The organism is Streptomyces sp. NPDC048507 (genome assembly GCF_043199995.1).
Classification (GTDB): Bacteria; Actinomycetota; Actinomycetes; order Streptomycetales; family Streptomycetaceae; genus Streptomyces.
Map to the genome: position 1 here is coordinate 772289 of NZ_JBICWZ010000002.1, position 24834 is coordinate 797122.

The 24834-nt window shown below is 75.9% G+C and carries 22 protein-coding genes; 9 read left to right on the forward strand and 13 right to left on the reverse strand.

From position 1 onward, the window contains the following. Positions 1-61: 61 nt before the first annotated feature. Entirely contained in the window at positions 62-1141 is a 1080-nt protein-coding gene (locus ACGFXC_RS08550; protein ID WP_393710947.1) for an NADH:flavin oxidoreductase/NADH oxidase, read from the reverse strand. A 188-nt stretch (positions 1142-1329) separates the two neighbouring features. Between ACGFXC_RS08550 and ACGFXC_RS08555 the strand changes: the two genes are divergently transcribed. The 3 genes from ACGFXC_RS08555 (at position 1330) to ACGFXC_RS08565 (ending at position 4177) form a co-directional block, all read left to right on the forward strand. Continuing rightward, positions 1330-2418 carry a WD40/YVTN/BNR-like repeat-containing protein gene (locus ACGFXC_RS08555; RefSeq protein ID WP_393710793.1) on the forward strand — a complete coding sequence of 363 codons (1089 nt, stop codon included), beginning with the start codon at positions 1330-1332 and terminating at the stop codon, positions 2416-2418. Positions 2419-2459: 41 nt separating this feature from the next. Continuing rightward, the gene (locus ACGFXC_RS08560) at positions 2460-3146 is read left to right on the forward strand and encodes a uracil-DNA glycosylase (protein WP_393710794.1); all 687 of its coding nucleotides are present in this window, start codon (positions 2460-2462) and stop codon (positions 3144-3146) included. Positions 3147-3256: 110 nt separating this feature from the next. Beyond that, positions 3257-4177: a hypothetical protein gene (locus tag ACGFXC_RS08565; protein WP_393710796.1), complete on the forward strand. Its 921-nt coding sequence runs from the start codon at positions 3257-3259 to the stop codon at positions 4175-4177. Positions 4178-4254: 77 nt separating this feature from the next. On the opposite strand, the gene ACGFXC_RS08570 is transcribed toward ACGFXC_RS08565, so the two are convergent. The 4 genes from ACGFXC_RS08570 to ACGFXC_RS08585 all read right to left on the reverse strand — a co-directional run bounded on the left by ACGFXC_RS08570 (position 4255) and on the right by ACGFXC_RS08585 (position 9396). Further along, complete coding sequence (locus ACGFXC_RS08570) at positions 4255-5322, reverse strand: lactonase family protein (RefSeq protein WP_393710797.1); 1068 nt, start codon at positions 5320-5322, stop codon at positions 4255-4257. A 55-nt stretch (positions 5323-5377) separates the two neighbouring features. Next, positions 5378-6517 (reverse strand): nitric oxide synthase oxygenase, encoded by a 1140-nt coding sequence (locus ACGFXC_RS08575; RefSeq protein WP_393710799.1) that lies wholly within the window; start codon positions 6515-6517, stop codon positions 5378-5380. 190 nt (positions 6518-6707) lie between these two features. Further along, the gene (locus ACGFXC_RS08580) at positions 6708-8204 is read right to left on the reverse strand and encodes an FUSC family protein (RefSeq protein ID WP_393710948.1); all 1497 of its coding nucleotides are present in this window, start codon (positions 8202-8204) and stop codon (positions 6708-6710) included. A gap of 463 nt (positions 8205-8667) precedes the next feature. Then, positions 8668-9396, reverse strand: coding sequence for a VOC family protein (locus ACGFXC_RS08585; protein WP_393710949.1), 729 nt, complete (start codon positions 9394-9396; stop codon positions 8668-8670). Between the two features lie 353 nt (positions 9397-9749). Here ACGFXC_RS08585 and ACGFXC_RS08590 point away from each other — a divergent pair, with 353 nt between their 5' ends. Beyond that, a complete protein-coding gene (locus ACGFXC_RS08590; RefSeq protein ID WP_393710800.1) occupies positions 9750-10214 on the forward strand; it encodes a DUF5133 domain-containing protein in 465 nt (154 codons plus the stop codon). A 204-nt stretch (positions 10215-10418) separates the two neighbouring features. Then, positions 10419-10643 carry a hypothetical protein gene (locus ACGFXC_RS08595; protein WP_393710802.1) on the forward strand — a complete coding sequence of 75 codons (225 nt, stop codon included), beginning with the start codon at positions 10419-10421 and terminating at the stop codon, positions 10641-10643. Between the two features lie 109 nt (positions 10644-10752). Here ACGFXC_RS08595 and ACGFXC_RS08600 read toward each other — a convergent pair whose 3' ends face one another. Beyond that, positions 10753-13233 carry a SpoIIE family protein phosphatase gene (locus tag ACGFXC_RS08600; RefSeq protein WP_393710803.1) on the reverse strand — a complete coding sequence of 827 codons (2481 nt, stop codon included), beginning with the start codon at positions 13231-13233 and terminating at the stop codon, positions 10753-10755. Between the two features lie 39 nt (positions 13234-13272). Further along, the gene (locus ACGFXC_RS08605) at positions 13273-13761 is read right to left on the reverse strand and encodes a flavin reductase family protein (protein ID WP_393710804.1); all 489 of its coding nucleotides are present in this window, start codon (positions 13759-13761) and stop codon (positions 13273-13275) included. Positions 13762-14228: 467 nt separating this feature from the next. Between ACGFXC_RS08605 and ACGFXC_RS08610 the strand changes: the two genes are divergently transcribed. Together ACGFXC_RS08610 and ACGFXC_RS08615 are read left to right on the forward strand one after the other, a co-directional pair. Next, a complete protein-coding gene (locus ACGFXC_RS08610; protein WP_393710806.1) occupies positions 14229-14600 on the forward strand; it encodes a hypothetical protein in 372 nt (123 codons plus the stop codon). Between the two features lie 57 nt (positions 14601-14657). After that, positions 14658-16298, forward strand: coding sequence for an FAD-dependent monooxygenase (locus ACGFXC_RS08615; protein ID WP_393710808.1), 1641 nt, complete (start codon positions 14658-14660; stop codon positions 16296-16298). 15 nt (positions 16299-16313) lie between these two features. On the opposite strand, the gene ACGFXC_RS08620 is transcribed toward ACGFXC_RS08615, so the two are convergent. The 3 genes from ACGFXC_RS08620 to ACGFXC_RS08630 all read right to left on the reverse strand — a co-directional run bounded on the left by ACGFXC_RS08620 (position 16314) and on the right by ACGFXC_RS08630 (position 18935). After that, the gene (locus ACGFXC_RS08620; RefSeq protein WP_393710810.1) at positions 16314-16736 is read right to left on the reverse strand and encodes a universal stress protein; all 423 of its coding nucleotides are present in this window, start codon (positions 16734-16736) and stop codon (positions 16314-16316) included. Positions 16737-16745: 9 nt separating this feature from the next. Further along, positions 16746-18227, reverse strand: coding sequence for an APC family permease (locus tag ACGFXC_RS08625; RefSeq protein ID WP_393710950.1), 1482 nt, complete (start codon positions 18225-18227; stop codon positions 16746-16748). 114 nt (positions 18228-18341) lie between these two features. Next, the gene (locus ACGFXC_RS08630) at positions 18342-18935 is read right to left on the reverse strand and encodes a histidine phosphatase family protein (RefSeq protein ID WP_393710811.1); all 594 of its coding nucleotides are present in this window, start codon (positions 18933-18935) and stop codon (positions 18342-18344) included. A 91-nt stretch (positions 18936-19026) separates the two neighbouring features. On the opposite strand from ACGFXC_RS08630, the gene ACGFXC_RS08635 reads away from it, so the two are divergent. Both ACGFXC_RS08635 and ACGFXC_RS08640 read left to right on the forward strand, forming a co-directional pair. Then, complete coding sequence (locus ACGFXC_RS08635) at positions 19027-19761, forward strand: YoaK family protein (RefSeq protein ID WP_393710813.1); 735 nt, start codon at positions 19027-19029, stop codon at positions 19759-19761. A gap of 97 nt (positions 19762-19858) precedes the next feature. Continuing rightward, positions 19859-20488 carry an RNA polymerase sigma factor gene (locus tag ACGFXC_RS08640; protein ID WP_393710815.1) on the forward strand — a complete coding sequence of 210 codons (630 nt, stop codon included), beginning with the start codon at positions 19859-19861 and terminating at the stop codon, positions 20486-20488. Here ACGFXC_RS08640 and ACGFXC_RS08645 read toward each other — a convergent pair. Genes ACGFXC_RS08645 through ACGFXC_RS08655 form a run of 3 tightly spaced genes read right to left on the reverse strand, consistent with a single transcriptional unit; the run spans position 20388 to position 24635 of the window. Continuing rightward, positions 20388-21437, reverse strand: a complete 1050-nt coding sequence (locus ACGFXC_RS08645) for a MerR family transcriptional regulator (RefSeq protein ID WP_393710817.1) — start codon at positions 21435-21437, stop codon at positions 20388-20390. The genes ACGFXC_RS08640 and ACGFXC_RS08645 overlap by 101 nt on opposite strands. 5 nt (positions 21438-21442) lie before the next feature. Next, complete coding sequence (locus ACGFXC_RS08650) at positions 21443-22828, reverse strand: cryptochrome/photolyase family protein (protein WP_393710819.1); 1386 nt, start codon at positions 22826-22828, stop codon at positions 21443-21445. Between the two features lie 16 nt (positions 22829-22844). Continuing rightward, complete coding sequence (locus tag ACGFXC_RS08655) at positions 22845-24635, reverse strand: SDR family oxidoreductase (protein ID WP_393710820.1); 1791 nt, start codon at positions 24633-24635, stop codon at positions 22845-22847. Between the last annotated feature and the right edge of the window lie 199 nt (positions 24636-24834).

The window sequence follows — 24834 nt, forward strand, 5'->3', positions numbered from 1 at the left end:
AACCGTCGTAGGACCGGTGGGGGTGCGGCGCGGGTGGGGGGAACTCCCGCGCCGCACCGGTTCACCAGGAGCGGTGGTACTGGACCGGCATGCGCAGCTCTGCGCCGAGTCCGGCGGCGGCGCGGCGGGCCCAGTAGGGGTCGCGCAGCAGCTCCCGGCCGAGGAGGACCGCGTCCGCCTCGCCGTTGGCCAGGATCTTCTCGGCCTGTTCCGGCTCGGTGATCAGGCCGACGGCGGCCACCGGGAGGGTGGTCTCGGCCTTGACGCGGGCCGCGAACGGCACCTGGTAGCCCGGGCCGACGGGGATCTTCGCGTGCGGGGCGAGACCGCCCGTGGAGACGTCGAGCAGGTCGACCCCGTGGTCCGCCAGCAGGCCGGCCAGCCGGACCGTCTCGTCGGCGGTCCAGCCCTGCTCCTCCAGCCAGTCGGTGGCCGAAATCCGGAAGAACAGCGGGAGTTCCTCGGGCCACACCGCCCGTACGGCGTCGACGACTTCGAGGGCGAGGCGGGTGCGGTTCTCGAACGAGCCGCCGTGGGAGTCGGTGCGGGCGTTGCTGTGCGGGGAGAGGAACTGGCCGATGAGGTATCCGTGGGCGCCGTGGATCTCCAGGACCTGGAAGCCTGCGGCCAGGGCGCGGGTGGCGGCCGCCGCGAACAGGGCGGGCAGCTCGCCGATCTCCTCGGCGGTCAGGGCGTGCGGGACCGGGTCGCCCTCCCCGAACGGCACGGCGCTCGGCGCGAGCGGTGTCCAGCCGTGCGCCTCGGGCCCGACGGGGCGGCCGCCCTTCCAGGGCCGCTCGGTGGAAGCCTTGCGGCCTGCGTGGGCGATCTGGATGCCGGGGACGGCGCCCTGGGACTTCACGAAGTCGGTGATCCGGCGCAGCGCCCCGACCTGTGTGTCGTTCCAGATGCCGAGGTCGTAGGGGCTGATCCGGCCGTCCGGGGAGACGGCAGTGGCCTCCTGGATGATCAGGCCGGTGCCGCCGGTGGCGCGGGCCGCGTAGTGGGTGAAGTGCCAGTCGGTGGCCACACCGGCGTCCGGACCGTCGGGCGCGGCGCTGTACTGGCACATCGGCGCCATCCACACCCGGTTCGGGACGGTCACCGACCGCAGCGTGTACGGCTGGAACAGGGCGGACAGGGCGGTGGGGGCTGCGGCACTCATGGGGCTCTCCAGATTCACCGGACGCGCACCGGGGGTCGGCGCTAAGTACGAGAGACACCGTACTACGAAATATTTCGTAGTACGAGAGTCACCGTACAAGTGTCCGGCGGGTGCAGACTGGCCGGAAGCCGTCGTGGAGCACAGGACGTCCGGAGGTGCCGGCCATGAGCGAGGTGCTGCTGCTCGCGGGAACCCGCAAGGGACTGTTCGTCGGCCGCCGCCGGGGCTCCGGCCCCTGGGAGCTCCGCGGACCCCATTTCAACGCGCAAGCCGTCTCGGCCGTCGCGATCGACGGACGGGGACCGGTTCCCCGGCTGCTGGCCGGCGGGGACAGCGCGCACTGGGGGCCGTCCGTCTTCTCCTCGGACGACCTCGGGGCCACCTGGACCGAACCCGCCGCACCCGCCATCAGGTTCCCGCAGGACACCGGCGCCTCTCTGGAACGGGTCTGGCAGCTGCACCCCGCGGGCCCCGAGGCCCCGGACGTGGTCTACGCCGGAACGGAACCGGCCGCCCTGTTCCGCTCCACCGACCGGGGAACCTCCTTCGAACTCGTCCGCCCGCTGTGGGAGCACCCGACCCGCTCGGCATGGGTGCCGGGCGGTGGGGGCGAGGGCCTGCACACGGTGATCACCGATCCGGCCGACCGGGCCGCGGTGACGGTCGCCGTCTCCACCGCCGGGGTGTTCCGCAGCCGGGACGGCGGGGCCGGCTGGACCCCGTCCAACCGGGGCATCGAGGCGGCCTTCCTGCCCGATCCGCACCCCGAGTTCGGCCAGTGCGTCCACAAGATCGCCCAGGACGCCGGGAACCGCGACCGGCTCTACCTCCAGAACCACTGGGGCGTGTACCGCAGCGACGACGCGGGCGCCACCTGGAGCGACATCGGGGGCGCACTGCCCTCCGACTTCGGCTTCGCCGTGGCCGCGCACCCCCACCGCCCGGACACCGCCTACGTCTTCCCACTCAACGCCGACTCCGACCGGGTCCCGGCCGAGCACCGGTGCCGGGTCTTCCGCACCGGGGACGCGGGGGCGCACTGGGAGCCGCTCACGAAGGGCCTGCCGTCGGGGGACCACTACGGCACGGTGCTGCGCGACGCCCTGTGCACCGACGACGCGGACCCGGCGGGCGTCTACTTCGGCAACCGCAACGGCGAGTTGTACGCCAGCGACGACGACGGGGACAGCTGGCGACCTCTGGCCGCCCACCTGCCGGACGTCCTGTGCGTCCGCGCGGCCGTACTGCGCTGACCGCGACCGGCTGTCGGTGTGGGCCAGTAGAGTGATCACCCATGGCAGCACGACCGTTGAACGAGATCGTCGAGCCGGGCTGGGCCCGGGCTCTGGAGCCGGTGGCGGCGCAGATCGCCACCATGGGCGACTTCCTGCGCACCGAGATCGCGGCCGGGAGGACGTACGTCCCCGCCGGGGCGAACGTCCTGCGCGCGTTCCAGCAGCCCTTCGACGAGGTGAAGGTACTGATCGTGGGGCAGGACCCGTACCCCACACCGGGGCACGCGATGGGCCTGTCCTTCTCGGTGGCGCCGGAGGTGGACCCGTGGCCGCCGAGCCTGGACAACATCTTCCGCGAGATGCACGCGGACATCGGGACCGGCCGCCCGGTCAACGGCGACCTGACCCCCTGGACCCGGCAGGGCGTGCTGCTGCTGAACCGCTCGCTGACCACCGCCCCGCGCAAGACCGGCGGTCACCGCGGCAAGGGCTGGGAGGCGGTCACCGAGCAGGCGATCCGGGCCCTGGCGGCGCGCGGCAAGCCGCTGGTGTCGGTGCTGTGGGGGCGCGACGCGCGCAACCTGCGGCCGCTGCTGGGCGAACTCCCGGCCGTGGAGTCGGTGCACCCCTCCCCGATGTCCGCCGCCAACGGCTTCTTCGGGTCCAGGCCGTTCAGCCGGACCAACGACCTGCTGGTCCGCCAGGGTGCAGAGCCCGTCGACTGGCGGCTCCCGACCGTCAGTTGAACGGTATATGACCTTGAACTACGACATTCAATGGATAAATACGGACAGATGCCGCCCGAATAGGCCCTGCCCGAACACCAGGTTCCGATAAGCCAGTAGCATGCGGCGCCATGAGCTCCCCCACTGGGCCCGCAAATGGCCTGCCCGTACGAATGCCGCGACCCCGCCAGACCGGACGGCACCGCCGGCCCGAGCCCGCGGTGGCGCCCGAGGGCGCGCCCGCGCTGGTGCTCGCCGTGCCCGGTGCCCCCTCGGCCGCCTCGCGGGGGCTCGCGGAAGAGATCATCAGCATCGGCCGCTCCGAGCTGCCCGGCCTGGACGCCCGCATCGGCTACCTCGACGGTGACGACGCCGAGGGGGCCGAGTTCCGCTCGCTCTCCGGCGTGCTCGACTCCGTCGTCGCCGAGCGGACCGCCCGCGCGGAGTTCGCCCGCGCGGCCGGTCACGAGGTGCCCGCGCCGACCGGCCCGGACGCCGTGGTCGTGCCCCTGCTGGCCGGCCCCGACGGGGGCCTGCTGCGCCGGGTCCGCCAGGCGCTGATGGACTCCTCCGCCGCCGCCGAGCTGGCCGACGTACTCGGCCCGCACCCGCTGCTCGCCGAGGGCCTGCACGTGCGGCTCTCCGAGGCCGGCCTGGCCCGCGCCGACCGCGCCCGCCTGTTCACCGTGGCCACCGCCGCCGACGGCATCATCCTCGCCACCACCGGCGGCGAGGAGGCCGTCCAGGCGGCCGGGATCACCGGCATGCTGCTGGCCGCCCGCCTCGCGGTGCCCGTGATGGCCGCCGCCCTGGACCAGGAGGGCTCGGTGGCCGCCGTCGCCGCCGAGCTGCGCGGCTCGGGCTCCGCCCAGCTGGCGCTGGCGCCCTACCTGATCGGCCCGGAGGCCGCCGAAGGCCTGCTGGACACCGCCTGCAAGGAGGCCGACTGCGCCACCGCCGAGGTGCTGGGGTCCTACTCCGCGCTCGGCAAGCTGGCCGTCGCCCAGTACAGCGCCGCCCTCGGGATCACGCTGGGCGCCGCCGCCCACTGAGCTCCGTCACCGCGCGAAGAGGGCCCGCTCCGGTCAAGGATTCCGGAGGCGGGCCCTCGCCGTGTCCGCGACCGCGCTCAGCCGAAGACCACGCACGAGGCCGCCGGTACGGGGACCGACCCGGCCCGGCGCGGCTCGCCGGTCCGCCCGTCCACCTCGAACCAGGTGACGTCGCCGGAGCGTTCGTTGGCCGCGTAGAGGCGGCGTCCGGCCGGATCGGCCGCGAGGTCGCGCGGCCACGCGCCGCCGCAGCCGACCGTGCCGGTGAGCAGCGGCTCCTCCGGGCCCGCGGCCAGCGAGAAGGTGACCAGGGTGTCGGTGCCGCGCACGGCGGCCCAGACGAAGCGCCCGTCGGGCGAGGCCACGACCGCGGAGGGGTAGGGCCGCACGGCGCCCGGAGCGCCCGCCGGGGCGACCGGAACCTCTCGGACCGGTTCCAGGTGCCCCGACGCCGCGTTCCAGCGGCACACGGTCAGCTGCGGCTCCAGCTCGTGCAGTACGTAGACCACCCCGCCCGCCGGGTGGAAGGCGAGGTGACGCGGTCCGGTCCCGGCCCGCAGGGGCACTTCCGCGTGCACCCGGAGTGCGCCGGTGGCCGGGTCGGGCGCGCAGACCCGTACCGCGTCCGAGCCCAGGTCCACGCCGAGCACCCACCGGCCGGTGGGGTCGGGCAGCACCTGGTGCGCGTGCGGGGCCTCCTGGCGTTCGGGGTCGGGCCCGGCGCCGCGGTGCGCGAGGACGGCGGCCGGCCCGTGCGGGGCGCCGTCCGGGCCGATCGGCAGACTGCTGACGCTGCCGGAGGTGTAGTTGGCGGTGACCAGCCGCCCCCCGGCCAGGCAGAGGTGGGTGGGGCCCGAGCCGCCGACGGGCACGGGCGCCCCGAGCGGGGCCAGTCCCCCGGCGGCGACGCGGAAGGCGCCCACCGCACCGGGGCCGGTCTCGCTGACGGCGTAGAGCACGCCGGCGGCCCGGTCGAGCGCGAGGTAGGAGGGGTCGGGCAGGGAGGCGTCGGCCGCGAGGGGGGTCAGCTCCCCGGTGGCCGGATCCACGGCCGCGATGGTGACACCGCGGCCGCCCCCCGAGGTGAACGAGCCGATGTAGGCACGGTGCGCGCCGCCTTGGTCCCTGCAGTCCGCGTCGCCCACGGGTGCCCCTTCTCCGCCGTCCCGGATCCGTACGGAGCCGACGGTAACAGAAGGTCTAGACCAAATCTTCCCCTCGGGCACGTTCCTGCGCCCCGGGGTGGTGGACGTACGCGGTCGCGCTCGGCCGGTCCTCGTAGGTCCGGTGGAAGACCGGGGTGGCCGATCCCGACATCGGGGGGACGATCCAGGACCAGTCCGCGCCCACCGCGCGGCCCTTGCTCTCCTCGCGCTCCAGGTGGGAGAGGAACCGGCGGGACTCGGTGTGGTGGTCGGCGATGGTCACCCCGGCGGCGTCGAAGGAGTGCAGCACCGCCCGGTTGAGTTCGACGAGCGCCCGGTCCTTCCACAGCGAACGGTCGCTGGAGGTGTCCAGGCCGAGGCGGCGGGCCACGGCGGGCAGCAGGTTGTAGCGGTCGGTGTCGGCGAGGTTGCGGGCACCTATCTCGGTCCCCATGTACCAGCCGTTGAAGGGGGCCGCCGGGTAGTGGACGCCGCCGATCTCCAGGCACATGTTGGAGATGGCGGGCACGGCGTGCCAGCGCAGGTCCCAGTCGCTCCAGTCGTCCCGCGCGTCCGGGTGCCGTACGGGCACCTCCAGCACCGCGTCGGCGGGGGTCTCGAACCAGCGGGGCTTGTCGTCGACGCCCTGGACCACCAGCGGCAGGAGGTCGAAGGGGGTGCCCGGCCCGCCGGACCACCCGAGCCCCAGCAGCGCTTCGGTGAGCGGGGCGTTGCGGGCGTCGCCCACCGTGATCGAGTGGTGGTCGCCGTACCCGGCGTAGCGCACCAGCTGCTCGTTCCAGATCAGCGGGCCGGGGCGGCCGGGGGCGTCCGGGGCGAAGACGGTGATGGTGGGGCGGACCCGGCCGCCGTTGGTGGCCTCCCGCAGGTGCTCGAAGCTCTCCCGCGCGATGTCCTCGGCCTCGGTCAGCATGCGCCGGTCGCGCACGCGCAGCGAGTTCCAGTAGAGGCGCCCTATGCAGCGGTTGCTGTTGCGCCAGGCGACGCGGGCCCCGTGGACCAGCTCCTGCGGGGTGTGGCGGTAGGTGCCGGTCTCGGCGAGCTCGGCGCGGACGGCGGCGATCCGGGCCCGCGGATCGCCCGCTTCCGGGTTCTCCCGGTGGAAGAGCCGGATGAACTCCTCGGCTTCCTCACCCACCTGAGCGGTGCTGGCGTGCTGCTGGAGTATGTCCATTGCGCCCCGAAGCCCCCCGTCCGACCGGATCCACCCCGTACGCACCGGATGCATGTGCACGTGCGGGATGACCCGTTGTACAGGGCGCTGGTCAGCGGCGTGGCCACTCGGAGGAGTGAACACTCCTCCGAGTGATCTTCTCGCATCGGCCTGCGGGCCGGGCGCGGCTGCCCTACGCTTCGCGCCCGCGTCAGGCCGCGGCGGCGAGCGGGGCGCGCGGGTGGGTGCGCAGGGGGGCGGCGAGGGCCGTGAGGGCCTGTTCCAGGCCGTGCAGGTGGGCCAGGGCCGGTTCGGCGGCGGCCGGGTGGGCCGGGGCCCGCGCGGCGTTCGGCTCCGGGGCGCCCTGGGGGGCGGTGAGCGCTTCGACGGCCGCCTCGACCCGCCAGCAGGCGGCGGCGAGCCGGGCGTCGTGGGAGGCCTGCGGGTCGGCGGCGACCACCACGAGCCCGTGCACCTCGCGGGCGCAGTCGTCGAGCAGGGCGAGCACCTGGCGGGCCCGGGCCTTGCGGGCGCGCGACGGGCTCAGCGGGTGGACGAGCGGGGCCAGCGCCATCCGCACCCGGCCGAGCAGCAGTTCCAGCTCGGCGGCGTGCGGGGCGGGGTCCGCGTGCGGGTGCCCGGCGAGCCGGTCGAGGGAGGCCGCGGTGGAGGCCCGTACGCAGTGCAGCGCGCGCTGGATCCAGGCGTCGTTGGCGGCGTGCGTGGTGACGGGCAGGACGAGGACCACGGCGAGGGCCGCGCCCAGCGCGCCGACGGCCGTCTCCTCGAAGCGCAGCAGCAGCAGACCGGGGTGGAGCACGCCGAGGAGCCCGTAGAGCAGTCCCGCCATGACGGTGACGAAGAACATCATCCAGGAGTAGGAGGGGGCGGCCGTGTAGAAGATGCCGAAGACGCAGACGGCGACGAGGGCGGCGGTGGGCACGGGCGCGCCGTGCAGCGGTACGGCGATCAGCAGCCCGGCCGCGATGCCGATGACGGTGCCCAGCACCCGGCGGAAGCCGCGGACCAGGGTCTCCCCGCGCGAGGCGGTGTTGACGAAGATCCACCAGGCGGTGCCGACGGCCCAGTACCAGCGGTCCTCGGAGAGCACCTGCCCGATGGCGAGGGCGAAACCGCAGGCGGCGGTGGCCTGGAAGGCCTGCCGGGTGGTGGGCCGGGCGAGCCCGGCGCCGGGCAGTCCGGGCGGGGCGGCGGCCGGCGGGGTGCGGCGCTCGATGGGCCACAGCACGAAGCGCGCGGCCCCGGCCGACAGCAGTGCCAGCGTGACGGCGGCGAACAGCTCGGGGAGCTGGGCGGGCACGGCGTGCAGGAACTGGGTGACGAAGAACATCATGAAGCCGAAGATGCCGAGGGCGTGCCCGCGCGGTCCCCAGCGGCGGGCGTACACCCCGGCGAAGACCACGGCGAGGAAGGCCGCGTCGCGGGCCTGCGGCAGTCCGTGCAGGGTGGTGGCCAGCGCGAGGACGGGGAAGCCGGCCACGGGCAGCAGGGCGGTGGTGATCCGCTGGGCGCGCACGTCGGCGTCCAGGACGGTGAAGAGCGCCAGCAGGGCCGCGAGGCCGCCGGTGATGGAGGCGGTCAGGGAGAGCCCCGCCAGTTCGGCCACGGTGACGGCGAGCCCGACGCCGACGACCGCGCGCAGTGAGTTCCTGAGCCTCGCACGGCCCGGGTCCGGAGCCACGAACATTCTCTTCACGGCGGTGTGCCGCCCCCCTCGCGATGGCGCACGCCGGTCCGCCTCCCGCCCGGGGGTGGTGGGCGGTGTGGGGGCACGGCGAAGGCGCCACGCTCCGGAGCGGCCTCGTTGCCGTCCGGCGCTGCGTGGCGCCGTAAGTACATGGATAGGACACAGATAACCATCCGAAGGCCCACTGGCTCAACCGCGGGGCCCGGCACTGGGCCATTGGCACAGCCCGGGGCGGCCGGATTCGACCGGGAATCCGCCAGCGGACCAGTCCGCTCCGACGGGGGTCCGCCGGGCGCGTGGACGCGCACCGGGCGGGTACGTGCAGCACACGGGGTGCGGCTCTGGCCATAGGGGCTGCGACGGGGGCCGCACCCCGACATGACGTGGGCCGACGCCGGTGCGGCGCGGGCAGATGCCGGTGCGGCGCGGGCCGACGCCGGCGGACGTGGGCCCCGCTCCGGCGTCAGGGGGCGTTGGGCGCGACGGCGGTGAAGAGCGCGCCGTCGGGGTCGCGCAGGGTCAGGGAGCGGCTGGCCGGGGTGGTGTGGACCGGTGACGCGATGGTCCCGCCGAGCGCGGTCGCCCGGTCGGCGGCCGCCTCCAGGTCGGGCACGTGGAAGTGGGTGTGCCAGCGGGGCCGGACGTTCGGGTCCGGGTCCGCCTCCACCGCGCCGCCGCTGATCCGGGCCACGGTGTCCCGGCCGTGGCGCAGGACGACCCGGTCGTGCTCGTAGGAGACGTTGCAGCAGTCGGGGCTGCCGTCGGCCCAGCCGAGGACCTGGCCGTAGAAGATGGCCGCCGCGAAGGCGTCGCGGGTGCGCAGTTCCAGCCACGCGGGGGCGCCGTCGCCCGCCAGGCTCCAGTCGGGGATGACCCCGCCCTCCCAGAACCCGAAGACCGCGCCGTCGGGGTCGGCCGCGAGGGCGGCCCGGCCCGTCCCGAAGGGCAGGGGTCCGACGGCCACGGTGGCGCCGCGTTCACGGACCCGGGCGGCGGCCACGTCCGCGTCGTCGACGGCGAAGTACGGGGTCCAGACCACGGGCAGGCCCGGGGAGGGGGCGGCCGGGGCGCCGATGCCCGCGACGGGCGCGCCGTCCAGGAAGGCCACCGACAGGCCGTCGCCGGTGTCGCGGAACTCCCACCCCATCACCGCGGCGTAGAACCGCTGCGCCGAGGGCAGGTCCCGGGTCATCAGGCTGACCCAGCAGGGTGCGCCCGCGAGTGCGTGGCTGGATGTCGACACGGCGTGCACGTCTCCTCTGCCGCCCGGCGGACGGAACCCGGCCACCGTAGCCCCGGCGGAACGCGGCGGCCGTGAGGCTCGGCAGGCCCCGCCCGATCGGACGCAGCGGGGCGGGCGGCACGAGCCCGGACGCCCGGCGGGGACCGGGCGTTTCGAGGCGGGAATACCTTTCATACGTGCGGACATCGGCACGCTCGACCTTGGGTTGAAGGGATCATCCGGTGGCGACTCCTCGCATTCCTCAGACCGGTGGAGGCGAAGCCTCCGCCCCGTGCGCGGCCGAGTGGGCGGTGGGGGTGGTGATGGTGATGACCCCTTGTCCGGAGCGGGACGCGCACCGGATCCTGGCTGCCGCGGCCGCCGCCGCACACGTCACCGCCGAGGAGCTGGCCGCGGCCCTGGCGGCCGCCGGCCCGCGCGGCAAGGGACTGCCGAGGGCCGTGGAACGGGCCCTGCGGCGGGCGGTCGTGGCGGCCCGGACGGCGGGTCCGGCCCAGGCCCTGGTCGTACCGGCCCGGCCGCTGGTGCCGAGCCTGGCCCGGACCGAAAAGGCCCTCCGCCGGTTCCGGGCGTGCCGGGCCCGGCTGCGGGCGGCGCCGGGGGAGGCGCGGGCCCGCCGGGCGATGGACGACGCCGCGTACACGCTGTGCGTCCTGCTGGGGCGCCCCACGGCCCACGAAGCCCTCCACGCCGCACGGCTGCGCCTCACCGCACTCCCGGCGACGCCCCCGCCGGAGGACCTCCTGCCGGCCGGAGTCGCCGTCTGACGGCCCGTCGCCACGGCGCCCCGGCCGGACCCGCGAGCCGGGCCGGCGCGCTGCCCGTGGGCCGGTCCCCAAACCTGTGGCGCGGCGGATTCGCCCGGTCGGCCGAAGCCCGGTGGCCGTCTGGCCGATAGCGGGCTCTCATGGGACAGCGGGCGGTTCCCCGCCCCACCCACGCAAGCGCGGAAAGGCGTCCACATGTACGAAATGCGCGCTGAATCCCCGGACGGCAGGGGTGAACTCCTGTGGCACGTCCTCGCCAAGGAGCCCGCTTCCGGAACTCTCTGCGGCCGCCACGCGCCGCCCCCGGTCAGCACCCCTACCGAGACCGGCGAGGCGACCGCGGAACGGTACTGCACCCACTGCATGGGGGCCTTCCGCTCGGCGGTGCAGGCCCATGCCGAGAAGGAGCTGAGGCCCGAGGCCGCCTAGCCGGCCGGCGGCACGGGCCGCGACGGCCCCCGTGGTGGTCCCGGACTCCGCAGTTCCCGGTCCGGGACCACCCGTGTGTCCGGCGCGCCGGGAGAGGGGCCGGGGGGCCTCAGGCGTCGTCCGGGACGTGCAGGTCCAGGACGCAGATGTCGTCGCGGTGGCCCCGGCGCAGCGCGGCCAGGGTGCGGGCGAGCGTCTGGTGGCGCCCCTCGCGCAGGAGCCGCAGGGCGGTCGTCGCGAGCCGGTCCAGCCCGGCCTCGATGTCCTCCCCCGGCTCCTCCACGAGGCCGTCGGTGTAGAGCAGCAGGTGGTCGCCGGGCAGCAGGTCGACCGTGCTCTGCCCGTACGCGGCCCGGAAGGCGGCGCCGAGCAGGGGGCCGGCCGGCTGCGGCAGGAAGACCGCCTCGTCGCCGCGGATCAGCAGGGGCGGCAGATGGCCCGCCCGGACCCAGGTCAGGCGCCGGTCCGCGGGCCGGTAGCGGCCCATCACCATGGTGGCGGTGGCGCTCCCGGCCGGGTCGGTGGCGGTGTGCATGAGCAGCGCGTTGAGGCGGCCCAGGACGTCGGGCAGTGCCGAGCCGGTGATGGTCATGCCCTTGGTGGTGAACCGCAGCTGCGCCATGGTGCCGACGGCGGGCAGACCGTGCCCGGCGACGTCCCCGACGACGAAGAGGGCGCCCCCGTCGGGGAGTCCGATGGCGCTGTACCAGTCGCCGCCGACGTTGATGCCGCTGTCGGCGGGTACGTAGGCGACGTCCACCCGCAGTCCCGCCAGCTCCAGCGACTGCTGCGGGATCGGCAGCAGCGTGTCCTGGAGCCGGGCGGCGAGCAGCCGTTCGGCCTTGAGCATGCCGCGCTGGATCAGCACGTCGCGCTCGCTCTCGCGCAGGGCGACCTCGGCGTTCTGCAGCGCGGTGACGTCCTGGAGGAGACCGTGCACCTCGACGGGGGCGCCGTCGGCGTCGGTCTGGGTCTCGGCGACGATCCGTACGTGGCGCACGCCCAGGGGGGTGGTCACGCGGAAGGCCTCGTCGACGGGCTCGCCCCCGCCGAGCAGGCGTGCCACGGCCGCGCTCATCCTCGGCAGGTCGGCGGCCACCAGGTACCGGGGCAGTTCGTCCAGCCGGACGGGCCCGAGGGCCGGGTCGCGGCCGAAGATGGCGTACAGCTGGTCGGACCAGACGGCGGTGTCCGCCACCAGGTTCCAGCCCGCCCAGCCGAGGTTGCCCAGCCGCTGCATGTCGGCCAGCCGACGGACCTCGCGCTCGCTGACGTCGTGGCGGATCCAGGACACGACCAGGCGCTCCCCGAGCGGGGTCGCCCGTACGGAGTACACGGACCGGCGCTGGACCCCGGCGACCACCTCCTCGTAGGTGAAGGGTTCGCCCTCGTACGTCCTCCCGGTCCGCAGCGCGGCCAGGTAGCCGTCCCACAGGGCCGTGCCCGCCACCGTGGGGTAGGTCTCCAGGACCCGCCGACCCACGAGTTCGGTGCCGCGCCGCCCCGCCACGTCGACGGATTCGGGGGCCGCCGCGTCGATCCGGTAGTCCTCGACCTCGCCCGCCGCCGAGCGCAGCGGGGTGAGCACGATGGCGGGCCCGGACAGGGCGTCGAGGACGTGCTGGACGGCGTCGGCCCCGGCGCGGCCCCCGTCGTCGGCGCCGCCGGTGCCCCCGACCGCGGGGGCGCGGCCGTCCAGCGCGCCGAGGGGTGCGGCGCAGAGCCGCACGGCGCGCCGCAGCAGGTCGCGGGTGGGCGCGTCGAAGGCGCCCGGCACGCTCCGCAGGAAGCCGACGACGGCCCTCGGGGGCCCGTCGCCCGGCACGGGCAGCCAGGCGCGGGAGGGCCAGCGCTCCGGCGGGTCCCCGATCATCAGGTAACGGCGGGCGTCGCGCTCCGGGTCCTCCAGCCAGAGGGGTCCGCAGGTGGCGATGGCCTCCAGCGCGGCGATGCCGCTGAGCGGCGGGACGTGGCGCCACTGGTTGGCGACCACCCCGCCCACCCCGGCGTGGCCGGTCAGTTCCAGGCTGCCGCCGGGGGCGCGGGCGTAGACCATGACGCCGTCCACGCCCGTGCCGCCGCCGTCCAGTCCCGACCTCAGCAGCTCGGCGAGGTCGTCCCCGGAGCCCGCGGCGGACAGCCCTTCGGCCAGCCGGGCCAGGATCCGGGGGTGTCCGGCGGCGGGGCCGTTGGCGCCGGCCGGGGAGCCGGCCGGCGCCGGGCCCGCGTCGGGCTCCGCCCGCCGACGCCCCGCCGGCGCGGCCGGGGCGGAGGGGACGGGCGGGGCGGAGGGGGCGAGCGGGGATTCCGGCGGGCGGCCGCCCGGGGAGACCCCGCCCAGGATGATCCAGCACTGCTCCAGGAGGCTGCGCCCGCGCCCGGCGGCGTGTTGGACGAGCCGTTCGTAGGCGGCGTCGGCGCCGAGCCCCAGCCGGGCCATGAGCACGCCCTTGGCCCGCTCCACGACGGCCGTGGTCGCGGCGACCCCCTCCAGGTCCTCGATCTCCTGCCGCAGCCGGGCCACGACCTTGGCCAGCGCGAGCACCTCGGGTGCCGCGCCCTCGCCGGCGGACCGGGGGTCGCTGTCCATGGTTCGAGGATGGCACGGGCCGGCCCCGCCCGGCGGCCCTCAGGCGGGATGTCCCGGCTCCAGGTCCCGGACGTCGCTCAGCCGCAGCATCTCGGGCGGCGGCCCCGCCCGGCGCGGACAGGTCTCGACGGGGGTCAGCAGGAAGCCCACGTGGTCCCCGCCCTCGACGCTGCGCTCGACACGGCCGGTGAACCAGGTGCGGGCCGGCGTCAGGACCGGGCTGCCCGCGTACCCGGGCCGCCAGCCGGTCAGGGCGAACTTGTCGGTCCGGTCGCCCGTCCGCCCGCCGAAGAGCTCCGCGAGGTCCCGCTGGTCGCGTTCGAGCGCGTGCACGGTGAGGTACGCCGCCCCGCGCGCGACCCGGTACGTGTGGTTGGCGGTGGACAGCCAGACGAAGAAGCGGGGCGGGTCGATGGAGCACTGCGAGGCGAAGCCGACCAGACAGCCGGCCCGGGCGCCGCCCGATTCGGCCGTGACCACGTACATCGGCACGTCGAGCCCGTCGGTGAAGGGATCCAGCGCGCTCACGGGGCCTCTCCTTCGCTCACGGGGCCTGCGCGCGGTCCGTCGCCCGCGCGGTCCGCCGCCCCCTGCAGCGGCTACCCGGCCGGGGCCGCGGGCAACCCGCCCCCGCATGAGGCGCGTGACCGAGGGCAGGCGCCGGGGGTGCGGAAGCGGCCGCACGCCCCCTCGGCACGGTGGCGCGCGGCGCCGCCGCCGGACGGGACCACGTACAGCGAGGTGACGCACATGGAGCGCAGGACCGCGCCGGGCACCGCTCCGGCGACGCGGGCGGAGCCGGAACCCGGGGGGCCGGGGCCCGTTCCCCCGTCCCCCGGGCCGGTGCCACGTGATCCGGAGCCCGCGCGGCCGCGGCCCCGGCCGAAGCCGCGTGACCCGCGCTCCGACCCGGCGAGGCCCTCCCCGCCGTCGCCGGAGCCGCCGTCGGAGCGTCCCTCGGTCCCCGAGCCCATCCGACTGACGGGCTGATCGCCATGAGCCTCGAACATCCCGCCGAGAGGCACGGGGACGGCCGGATCGGCCGGTTCGGCAAGCTCGCCGAGCTCGCCTCCAACTTCACCAGCTCGGCGCTCTTCTCCGGCCTGTGCGTGCTGCTGGTGGCCGCCTTCGTGACGGTCCACGTGGCCGGGCTGTCCATGGAGTGGCAGCACCTCGTGGGCGACGCCATGGGGGCGGTCTCCCTCCTGCTGCTGGCCCTGCTGAAGAACGCCGAGCGGCGCGCCGAGCACGCGATCCAGCGCAAGCTCGACGCCATCGCCGCCGCCCTGCTGGAATCGCAGCGCGGTGAACCGGGCCGGGCGGCCCGCGCGCTGGAGGAGGCCATCGGGCTGGACGACCAGACCTGAGCCGCTCCCGCCGTCCGCCCGGTCGCCGGGCGGCGGCCGGGCGGTGACGATGGAGGAATGCGCGACGAACCGGTGGACGTACTGATCGTCGGAGCGGGTCCGGTGGGGCTGACCGCGGCGGTGGAGCTGCGTCGGCGCGGGACCGGCTGCCGGATCGTGGACCGGCTGCCGCGGCGGCTGCCGTACGCGAAGGCCGTGGGCGTCCAGCCGCGGACCCTGGAACTGTGGGACCGGATGGGCCTCGTACGGGCCGCGCTGGACGCGGCCGTCCCGCTGTACGGGCAGCTGGCCTACGCCGACGGCGTGGAGAGCGGCCGGCTGGAGATGCGGGTGCCGCCCGGTATCCCGTACGGGTTCGCGGCGCTGCCGCAGTACGAGACCGAGCGGATCCTGGAGGAGTTCCTGGCCCGCTTCGGGACGGGCGTCGAACGGGGCACCGAGCTGGTCTCGTTCGTCCAGGACGCCGACGGCGTGACCTGCCGGCTGGCCGGCCCGGACGGCGTGGAGGAGGTGCGCACCCGCTACCTGGTGGGCTGCGACGGGGCGCACAGCCTGGTCCGCAAGGGGCTGGGACTCACCTTCGAGGGCGGGGCGTTCGCCGACGAGTACATGCTGGCGGACGTGGTGCTCGACTGGGACCTGCCCTACGGGTACACCGTCCGGTCGATGCACCACGACGCCGCCGGCCGGATCGACGACGTGCTCGTGTGCATCCCGCTGCCCGGGGCGGGCCGCTACCGGGCGTCGATGCTGGTGCCGCCGGAGCTGTCGTCCCCGCAGGCCGCCCCGGACGGGGTCGCGCACGGGCTGGAGGGCGGCCCGCGCCCCGGCCTCCCCCACGTCCAGGCGGTCCTGGACCGGCTGTCGCCCCGGCCGGTGACGGCTTCCGGGCTGCGCTGGTCCTCCGTCTTCCGGATCAGCCACCGGATCGTCGACCGGTACGGGCAGGGTCGTGTCTTCGTCGCCGGAGACGCCGCGCACATCCACCCGCCGACCGGCGCGCAGGGCATGAACACCGGGATCCAGGACGCCTGGAACCTGGCCTGGAAGCTGGCCCTGGCCGTGGCCGGGGACGCCTCCCCCGGTCTGCTCGACAGCTACGACGCGGAGCGCCGGCCGGTCGGCGAGGAGGTCGTCGGGCGGACGGTGCGGCACGCCGCCGAGGGCGTGCAGGCCGATCCCGAGGACGGCGCGACCCTGCTCCTGCGCGAGGCGCAGCTCCTCCTCGGCTACCCCGACAGCCCCATCGTGCTGCGGGGCGGCCCGGACGGCGCCTCCCCGGGCCCGGGCCCGGGCCCGGGCGAGCGCGCGCCCGACTGCGGGGGGCTGTCCGGACCGATCGCGGCCCACCCCCTGCGGCTGCACGAGCTGCTGCGCGGCAGCGAGCACGTGCTGCTGGTCTGCGCCCCGAGCGCGGACACCCCCTGCGTCCCCGGACTCGCCGCACTGGCCGGCGGGTTGCCCGCGGGACGGCTCACGGCGTACGCGGTCCTCACCGAGGGCGGGACCGCGCCCGCCTGGGCCCCGATGCCGGTGTTCCTCGACGGGCGGGGCGACTTCGCCCGCGTCTACGGGGTGCGGGAGCCGACCGCCTTCGTGGTCCGCCCGGACGGCTACCTCGGTGCCCGGCTGACCCCGCCGACGGCCGCCGGCCTGAGCGCGTACCTGTCGCGGGTCTTCGCGCCGGACCCGGCGTAGGCCGGACGCCCGCTCCTACGGCCCGTCGGCGGTCGGGACGCAGAGCACCGGCACGGGTGAGAGGTGCAGGAGCTTGTGCGGGGTGGAGCCGAGGAGGGCGCCGCGGATCGGGCTGTCGCCCCAGCTGCCCACGATGATGACCCGGGCGTCGTGTCGTTCGGCCGCGTTCAGCAGCGCCTGGGCCGGCCGGTCGTCGACCACTTCGACGGTGGACGGGACCCCGGCCTCGTCGGCGGCCTCGACGGCCCGCGCCAGGGCGCTGCGGCCCGCCTGGAGGACGGCCTCGCGGTGGGCGCGGTACTCCTCCCCGGTGGGTCCGGGCGCGGCCGCGCCGTAGACGAGGACGAGCGGCTCCCCGAAGGCGGTGGCCACCTCCAGCGCCACCCGCAGGGCGCGTTCCGCGCCGGGCGACTCGTCGTACCCCAGGACCACGGACATCCGGCCTCCTCAGGACTTCGCGCCGGGGACGAGGGCCGGGTCGACCACGCCCCGGCGCTCCTGCCAGAACCTGCCGTCGCGGACCCGCCAGAAGCACATCAGCAGGACGCCGGCCACGGCGATCCCGATGCCGATGACCAGGGGCGGCCCGAGACCGAACCAGGACACTCCGCCGGCGGAGTTCCCGGGGTCGGACATGTCGCTCACGGACTCCACCAGCAGCCAGGCCAGCAGGCCCGCGCCGACCAGCGGGCCGAGGCCGATGAGGAGGAAGTTGTGCGCGTTCTGCAGGAGGTGGCGGCGGTAGTACACCGCGCAGGCCACACCGGTGAGCGCGTAGTAGAAGGCGATGAGCAGGGAGAGCGCCGTGAGGGAGTCGAGCAGGGCGTTCTCGCTGATCTGGTTCACGACGAGGTACCAGCCGATGGCGATGGCGGCGACCCACCAGGTGCTGACGTCCGGGGTGCGGAAGCGCGGGTGGATGTGGGCCAGGTGGGGCGGGAGCGCGTGGCGGCGGGCCATCGACAGGGCGGTGCGGGAAGCGGGGATGATCGTCGTCTGGGTGGAGGCGAGGGCGGAGGTGCAGACGGCGAGCAGCACCATCCAGTCCCATCCGCCCATCACCTCGTGGGCGAGCGTCGCGAAGACGGCCTCCTCCTCGCCGGCGTTCTCCGCGAGGAACTTCGTCCCGGCGTAGGCGACGACGGCGTAGCCGACGGACAGGTAGGTCACCAGCAGCACGATGGTCGACCAGATGCCGGCCTTGCCGGGGGCGGTGGCGGAGTCCTCGACCTCCTCGGTGAGGTTCACGGCGGATTCCCAGCCCCAGTAGATGAACACGCCGAGCAGCAGGCCGCCGGTGAGCGCGCTGCCGCCCGCGCCGAAGGGATTGAGCCAGGAGAAGGAGGGCGGGGTGCCGTCCAGGGTGCTGGTGCCGGCGTAGACGCGGTAGATGGCGACCACCGCGAAGACCAGCAGGAAGAACACCTGGGCCAGGATGAGGACGTCCTGGAGGCGGGCCGACATCTCGGTGCCGATGACGCAGACGGCGGTCATCGCGAGGATCACCACGACGGTCAGCCCCTGCCGGACCAGCTCGTTGGCGGCCCAGCCGTCGAGGCCCGCGGCGAGCAGGCCGAAGTGGACGGCCACGTCCGCGAGGGAGCCGATGACGAGGACGCCGGTCATGGTGATGGCCCAGCCGCCGAGCCAGCCCGCCCAGGGGCCCATGGCGCGCGTCACCCAGGAGAAGGTGGTGCCGCAGTCCTGGTCGACCTTGTTGAGGTAGTAGAAGGCGGCGGCGATCAGCAGCATCGGGACGAAGGACGCCAGCATCACGCCCGGCGCGTAGATCCCGGCGAGGGCCACGATCGGGCCGATCACGGCGGCCAGGGAGTAGGCCGGCGAGGTGGAGTTCAGGCCGATCACCAGGGCGTCGAGGAACCCGATGGCGTTGGCCTTCAGGCTCGCCTCGGGGGCGGCTCCCGGCATCGTGCTGCCCGGTGCGCCGCGGTCGCCGTCGTCCATGTACGCATCGTCACGCACCCGGCCCGCGCGCGCGAGGCGGGCGGGCCGGGCGGGCCACGGGCGGCCCGGAGGCCGGATTCAGGGGCGGGTGTTCCAGCCGGCCACGACCGGAAGTCCGTGCTCCGTGGACAGCACGCTGACCGTGCCGGTGCGCAGCAGGAAGAGCCGGCCGTCCTCGGGGGGCAGGCCGAGGTAACGGGCGGTCAGCACGCGCAGGAAGTGGCCGTGCGCGACGAGCACCACGTCGCCCCGGTCCGCGCGGAGCACCTGTCCGGCCCGGGCCAGGACCCGGTCCGCGCGGACGCCGACCTGGGCGGCCCGCTCGCCGGGGTGGTGGGCGTCGCCGGGCGGCACCCCGTCGGTCCACAGCGACCACTGCGGCACCGTCCGCTGGATCTCGGCGGTCGTGATGCCCTCGTAGCCGCCGTAGTCCCATTCGTGCAGGTCGGGGTCGGGGACACCGTCGGAGAGCCCGGCGAGCTGTGCGGTGGCGACGGCCCGGCTGAGCGGGCTGGTCAGCACCAGGGCGGGGCGCTCGTCGCGGAAGAAGGGCGCCAGGGAGATGGCCTCCTCGACCCCGCGCGCGGTCAGCGGCACGTCGGTCAGGCCCGTGTGCCGCCCGTCCGCGCTCCAGGCGGTCTCGCCGTGCCTCACCAGTAGCAGATCACTCATGCTCCGGACCCTAGGGCATGTCCGCGAACTCCCCCCGCCCTCCCGCATGTCGCCGTCGCCCCGGCCGGGGCGCGTGCCAGGGTCGGGCGTCATGGACGTGAACACGCGCCGGAGGGGGGCCGGGGCGCTGCGGCCCACCCTGGCGGGTCTGCTGCTCGCCCTCACCGCGGTCACCGGCCTGATCGAGGCGGTGAGCCTGCTCGCCCTCGGGCCGGTGTTCACCGCGATGCAGACCGGCAACGTGCTGTTCCTGGCCTTCGGGGCGGCCCACGAGGGCGGCCTGCCCACCCTGCCGGCCGCCGTGTCGCTGGCGGCCTTCGTCCTGGGGGCGGTGTGCGGGGCGCGGCTGGAGGCGGCCGCGGAGCTGCGGGGCTGGCGCTGGATGTGCGTGGGCCTCTACGCGGAGACGGCGCTGATCGTGGCCGCGGCCGTCAGCGGATGGGGGGTGGCCCCGAGGTTCGGCGGGCCGGGGGCCCCGCACCTGCTGGAGGCCGCTCTGCTGTCGGTGGCGATGGGCATCCGGAACGTGACGAGCATGCGGGTCGACCTGCCCGGGGTGCCGACCACGCTGGTCACCCGGTCCATGACGGGGCTGGTGGCCGGCTCCGTCCTCGGCCGGGACAGCGCCTTCGGGTACGGGAGCGGGGCGGCGGGCTGGGCGCGGCGGGCCCTGGCCGTGCTGGCCATGTTCACGGGCGGGCTGGCCGGGGCCCTGCTGGTGCGGGCCGGATGGACGGTGGGCGAGCTGTTGCTGCCGGCCGCGGTGGTCGTGGCGGCGGTGACGGTGGTGCACCGGGCCCTGCTGCCGAGGCTGCACAGCCGCTAGGGAACGGCCGGGGCGGCCCGTCCCCGGGGGGCCGCGTCGATTCGCTGCGAAAACGCTGCAACTTGGTTCCGGTCCCGTCCGTGGCGAGGCTCGTGACATGGACGAGGCCCCCCGCACGACCGATCGGGACACCGCCCTCTGCGCCGGGTTCGCCGCAGGGGACGAGGGCGCCGTGGAGGCCGTCTACCGGCGCTGGCGGCCCCTGGTGCTGACGCTCGCCCGCCGCTCCCTGGGCGACGAGCGGGAGGCCGAGGACGTGACACAGCTGGTCTTCCTCGCCGCCTGGCGCGGCCGGGGCGGCTACCGGCCCGGCCCGGGCGGGCTCGGCGCCTGGCTCACCGGAATCACCCGCCACAAGGTCGCCGACGCCCTGGAGGCCCGGTCCCGGCGGGCGCGTACGGTGGCCGCCGCCGCCGTCCTCGACGGCCCGCACGCGTTCGGCCCGGACCCGGGGACGTCCGGCGCGGCCGGGTGGCCGGGGCCCGAGCAGGTGCTGGACCGGGTGCTGATCAAGGGCGAGCTGGCCCGGCTGCCGTCCGCGCAGCGGCGCGTGCTGTGGCTGGCCTTCTACGCCGATCTCAGCCAGAGCCAGATCGCCGCCCGCACCGGGCTCCCGCTGGGCACCGTCAAGAGCCACATGCGGCGGGCGCTGCACGTCCTGCGGCAGTCCCTGGGCGGGCCCCCGGCCCCGGCCCCGCGGCGGGTCCCGCTGCCAGCGCCTCGATGACGGCGAGGCCCGACCGCAGCCCGAAGAGCCGCTCGGTGCGCGGCTCCCGGTTGCGGCCGTCCCAGCCCGGTCCGGCCAGCAGCAGCGCCGGGCGGCCGCGCGCGCCGCGCAGCCCCCACTCGATGCCGGCCACCGACCGGACCAGGGCCCGGTCGGCGGTGGCGCGGGACTGCGACCAGAGCACGGCGGCCCGGGGGCCCGTGCGCCGGACCGCGTCGCACAGCGCCTCGGCGGGCAGGGCCGCGCCGAACATCCGTACCGGCAGGCCGCGTTCGCCGAGGGCCACGGCCAGCGCCTCGATCGGCAGGCTGTGCAGCTCCCCGGGCACGCAGGCGAGCAGCACCGGGGGCGTGTCCGGCCGCTCGGGCGCGGGCCGGACGCGGTGCAGGGCGGCGCAGACCTGCCAGGACAGCAGGTGCTCCACCTCGATGTACCGCTCCCCCGCCGAGGCCCATTTGCGGCCCACCGCGTGCAGGGTCGGCGCGATGACCTCCTCCCACGCGGTGACCACGCCGCACTCCGCGAGGGCGGCCTCCAGCAGGTGCGCCACCGCCGGCGCGTCCAGGCGTACGGCGGCCCGCGCGAGCCCCCTGGCTTCCGGCCGCACCTCCCCGAGGGGGAGGGCGCCGGGGCCGCCCGGCGTCACGGCCGCCGCCCGGTCCGCGGCGCGGGCGGCGGTCGCTGCGCCGAGCGCGGCCCGCGCCGCCTCGGACGGGGGCACGCCCCGCGCGGTCAGCCGGCACATCTCCTCGAGCCGGGCGATGTCCCCGGGGGTCCAGCGGCGGTGCCTGCCGTCCTCGCGGCGGGCCGGGCCGATGGCGTAGCGGCGCTCCCAGGAACGCAGCGTGGTCGGCGACACCCCCAGGCGGCGGGCGACGGCGCCCGTGCTCAGGGCGGGCTCGCCGCCCGTGCTCGGGGCGGGCTCGGGGGGCACCGCCGCGGGGTCCATCCGGCTCACGATACGGCGCCGGGCCGCCCCTGCCGGAAGCGTCCGAGGCCGTCGGCGAGGTCGACCAGGGGGTCCGGGTAGTCGAAGCGGGCCCGTTCCGGACCGGACAGCCGCCAGGGCTCGTGGACGCGGGGCGCCGGCAGACCGGCCAGCTCGGGCACCCAGCGGTGCACGTAGCGGCCCTCCGGGTCGTAGCGCATCCCCTGGCGGACGGGGTTGAGGACCCGGTTGGGACGGGTGTCGGTGCCGGTGCCGGCCACCCACTGCCAGTTGAGCTGGTTGTTGGCCACGTCCCCGTCGACGAGGAGGTCCAGGAAGTGCCGGGCTCCGGTGCGCCAGTCGACGTACAGGGTCTTGGCGAGGAAGCTCGCGGCCAGCAGGCGGCCCCGGTTGTGCATCCAGCCCTCGTGCGCCAGCTGGCGCATGGCCGCGTCGACGACGGGGTAGCCGGTGCGGCCCTCCTTCCAGGCGCGGACCTCCTCCTCGGCTTCGGGGCCGGTGCGCCAGTGGTCCCGGCGGGTGCGGTAGTCCTCGGTCGCGACGGCGGGGCGGGCGGCGAGGACCTGGTGGTGGAAGTCGCGCCAGCACAGCTGCCGGACGAACGCCTCGGCGCCGGGACCGCCGGCCGTCCGGGCCCGGTGGACGGCCTCGACGGGCGAGAGGGTGCCGAAGTGCAGGTGCGGGGAGAGGCGGGAGGTGGCGTCGCCCGCCAGGTCGTCGTGGGACTCGTCGTAGCGGGTGATCCCGGCGCGCAGCCAGCGCGTGAGGAGACGACGGGCCTCGCCCTCGCCGCCGCGCGCCAGGCCCGGGGAGACCCCGGTGACCGCCGAGCGGCGGGGCGGCTCCTCGGAGCCGAGGGAGTCGGGGACCCGTACCGCGCGGGGGGCGGCCTCGACGGGCCGCGGCGGGAGCTCGGCCCAGCGGCGCAGGTAGGGGGTGAAGACGGCGAAGTGGTCGGAGCCCGAACCGGAGGGGAGGACCGCACCGGGAGCCACCGCGGTGATGGTCGTGTCGTGGACGTAGAGCCTGCGCCCCTGGGACTCCAGGGCCTCGCGCAGCCGTTCCTCGCGGGCGTGGGCGTAGCCGCTGACGCCCGCGGCCATGTGGACCTCGTCCGCGTCGGCCTCCTGGACGAGGGCGCAGACCTCGGCGACCACGTCCCCGGAGCGCAGCACGAGGCGGCCGCCGCGCTCGCGCAGGGCGGTGTCCAGGTCGGCGAGGCAGTCGGCGAGGAAGGCCAGCCGGTTGGGCGCGGCGAAGGCGGAGTCCCGGATGACGCGGTCGCGGACGAAGAGCGGCACCACCTGGTCGCTGGAGGACAGGGCGGCCCGGAGCGGTGGATGGTCGTGCACGCGCAGGTCGGAGGTGTACAGGACCACGGCGGTGTTCATGGTTCTCGGCTCCGCGTCAGAGGTGTGGGGGGCGGCTGTCACGGGGTTCTTCGGCGGTGGGGGCCGCTGCGGATGCGGCACGTTCGGCGGCGCCGGCGATGTTGCGGGCCATGCCGCCGAAGACGACGGCGTGGAAGGGGGACACGCTCCACCAGTACAGGTGGCCGAGCAGTCCGTGCGGGTGGAACAGCGCCCGCTGCCGGTACACCGCCCCGCCGCCGGGGCGGGGGGCCGCGCCGTTGGAGCCCGGAGCGGTGCCGCCGGGGGCCGGGGGCGCGGCTGCGGCGGAGCCCGTACCCGCGAAGGAGCCGCCGCCGGAGGAGCCGCCGCCCGAGGGGCCGTCGCCGGAGGAGCCGTCGTCGGAGGGGTCGGCGTGGAGTTCCAGCCAGGCCAGGCCCGGGAGGCGCATCTCGGCGCGCAGGCGCAGCAGACGGCCCGGTTCGATCTCCTCCACCCGCCAGAAGTCCAGGGAGTCGCCCACGCGCAGCCGGGCGGCGTCGCGGCGGCCGCGCCGGATGCCGACGCCGCCGACGAGCCGGTCCAGCCAGCCCCGTACGGCCCAGGCCAGCGGGAAGGAGTACCAGCCGTTCTCCCCGCCGATGCCCTCCACGACCCGCCACAGCGCGGCGGCCGGGGCGTCGACGGCCAGTTCCCGCTCGTCGGCGTAGAGGCTGCCGCCCGCCCAGTCCGGGTCGGTGGGCAGCGGGTCGCTGGGCGCGCCCGGCAGGGAGGCGGAGGACCAGCGGGTGGTCACCTTGGCGTCCCGGACCCGCTGCAGGGCCAGCGCGAGGGCCTGGTCGAAGCCGATCGGGGAGCCCGGCGGGTCGGGGACGTAGGCGGCGATGTCGTGCTCGTCGCAGACCACCTCGTGGCGCAGGGATTCCGCGAGCGGCCGGGCCAGTGCGCGCGGCACCGGCGTGACGAGGCCGATCCAGTGGCTGGAGAGCCTCGGCGTCAGCATGGGGACCCGCACGATGAGCCGCCTGGGCAGCTCCGCCACGGAGGCGTAGCGCCGCATCATCTCCTCGTACGTGACCACGTCCGGGCCGCCGATGTCGAAGGACCGGCTGACCTCGGACGGCATGCCGGCGCTGCCGACGAGGTAGCGCAGGACGTCCCGGACGGCGATGGGCTGGATGCGGGTGCCGACCCAGCTGGGGGTCACCATCACCGGCAGTCGTTCGGTCAGGTAGCGCAGCATCTCGAAGGAGGCGGAACCGGAGCCGATGATGACGGCGGCGCGCAGGACGGTGGTGGGCACCCCCGAGGCGAGGAGGATCTCCCCGACCTCGGCGCGGGAGCGCAGGTGCGGGGAGAGGGCCTCGCGCGGGACGTCGAGGGGGATCAGTCCGCCGAGGTAGACGATCCGGCCGACCCCGGCCGCGCGGGCCTGCTCGGCGAAGATCCGGGCGGCGGCGCGGTCCCGGTCCTCGAAGCCGGATCCGGTGCCGAGGGCGTGCACGAGGTAGTAGGCGACGTCGATGCCCTCCAGGGCCGCCCCGACGGACGCCGGGTCCGTGACGTCGCCGCGCACCACCTCGGCGCGGCCGGCCCAGGGGTGGTCGCGCAGTCGCTCCGGGGAGCGGGCCAGGCAGCGGACGCGGTGTCCGGCGTCGAGGAGCTCGGGCACCAGGCGGCCGCCGATGTAGCCGGTGGCACCGGTGACCAGGCAGTGCCGGCCGGGCGCGCCCGTCCCGGGCGTCTTCGTCCCGGGGGCCTGCGGGCCGGGCTGCCGCGGGTCGGGCGCCTGCGGGCCGGGCTGCCGGGCGTCGGGCTCTTGCGGGTCGGGCGTCTGCGGGCCGGGCATGTGCGTCCTCCGCTCGTCGTTTCCCCCGCCCCGGGGGCGTTCCGTGGCCCCGGAAGGGATTCGGGCGGGCCGCCGCGATCGGATGCGGCGGCCCGGCCCCCGGGATCCACCATGCCGCTCCGCGGACCGGTTCGCCCCACGACACATCCGAGACCCCCTCCGGCTCCGAAGTAACGGTGAGCGGCGAAGGAAGGAGCGA

Coding starts and splice junctions, on each gene's coding strand:
- ACGFXC_RS08555 (WP_393710793.1), top strand. CDS start 1,330: ATGAGCGAGGTGCTGCTGCTCGCGGGAACCCGCAAGGGACTGTTCGTC.
- ACGFXC_RS08560 (WP_393710794.1), top strand. CDS start 2,460: ATGGCAGCACGACCGTTGAACGAGATCGTCGAGCCGGGCTGGGCCCGG.
- ACGFXC_RS08565 (WP_393710796.1), top strand. CDS start 3,257: ATGAGCTCCCCCACTGGGCCCGCAAATGGCCTGCCCGTACGAATGCCG.
- ACGFXC_RS08575 (WP_393710799.1), bottom strand. CDS start 6,517: ATGGACATACTCCAGCAGCACGCCAGCACCGCTCAGGTGGGTGAGGAA.
- ACGFXC_RS08580 (WP_393710948.1), bottom strand. CDS start 8,204: ATGTTCGTGGCTCCGGACCCGGGCCGTGCGAGGCTCAGGAACTCACTG.
- ACGFXC_RS08585 (WP_393710949.1), bottom strand. CDS start 9,396: ATGACCCGGGACCTGCCCTCGGCGCAGCGGTTCTACGCCGCGGTGATG.
- ACGFXC_RS08590 (WP_393710800.1), top strand. CDS start 9,750: ATGGTGATGACCCCTTGTCCGGAGCGGGACGCGCACCGGATCCTGGCT.
- ACGFXC_RS08595 (WP_393710802.1), top strand. CDS start 10,419: ATGCGCGCTGAATCCCCGGACGGCAGGGGTGAACTCCTGTGGCACGTC.
- ACGFXC_RS08600 (WP_393710803.1), bottom strand. CDS start 13,233: ATGGACAGCGACCCCCGGTCCGCCGGCGAGGGCGCGGCACCCGAGGTG.
- ACGFXC_RS08610 (WP_393710806.1), top strand. CDS start 14,229: ATGAGCCTCGAACATCCCGCCGAGAGGCACGGGGACGGCCGGATCGGC.
- ACGFXC_RS08615 (WP_393710808.1), top strand. CDS start 14,658: ATGCGCGACGAACCGGTGGACGTACTGATCGTCGGAGCGGGTCCGGTG.
- ACGFXC_RS08620 (WP_393710810.1), bottom strand. CDS start 16,736: ATGTCCGTGGTCCTGGGGTACGACGAGTCGCCCGGCGCGGAACGCGCC.
- ACGFXC_RS08625 (WP_393710950.1), bottom strand. CDS start 18,227: ATGCCGGGAGCCGCCCCCGAGGCGAGCCTGAAGGCCAACGCCATCGGG.
- ACGFXC_RS08630 (WP_393710811.1), bottom strand. CDS start 18,935: ATGAGTGATCTGCTACTGGTGAGGCACGGCGAGACCGCCTGGAGCGCG.
- ACGFXC_RS08635 (WP_393710813.1), top strand. CDS start 19,027: ATGGACGTGAACACGCGCCGGAGGGGGGCCGGGGCGCTGCGGCCCACC.
- ACGFXC_RS08640 (WP_393710815.1), top strand. CDS start 19,859: ATGGACGAGGCCCCCCGCACGACCGATCGGGACACCGCCCTCTGCGCC.
- ACGFXC_RS08645 (WP_393710817.1), bottom strand. CDS start 21,437: ATGGACCCCGCGGCGGTGCCCCCCGAGCCCGCCCCGAGCACGGGCGGC.
- ACGFXC_RS08650 (WP_393710819.1), bottom strand. CDS start 22,828: ATGAACACCGCCGTGGTCCTGTACACCTCCGACCTGCGCGTGCACGAC.
- ACGFXC_RS08655 (WP_393710820.1), bottom strand. CDS start 24,635: ATGCCCGGCCCGCAGACGCCCGACCCGCAAGAGCCCGACGCCCGGCAG.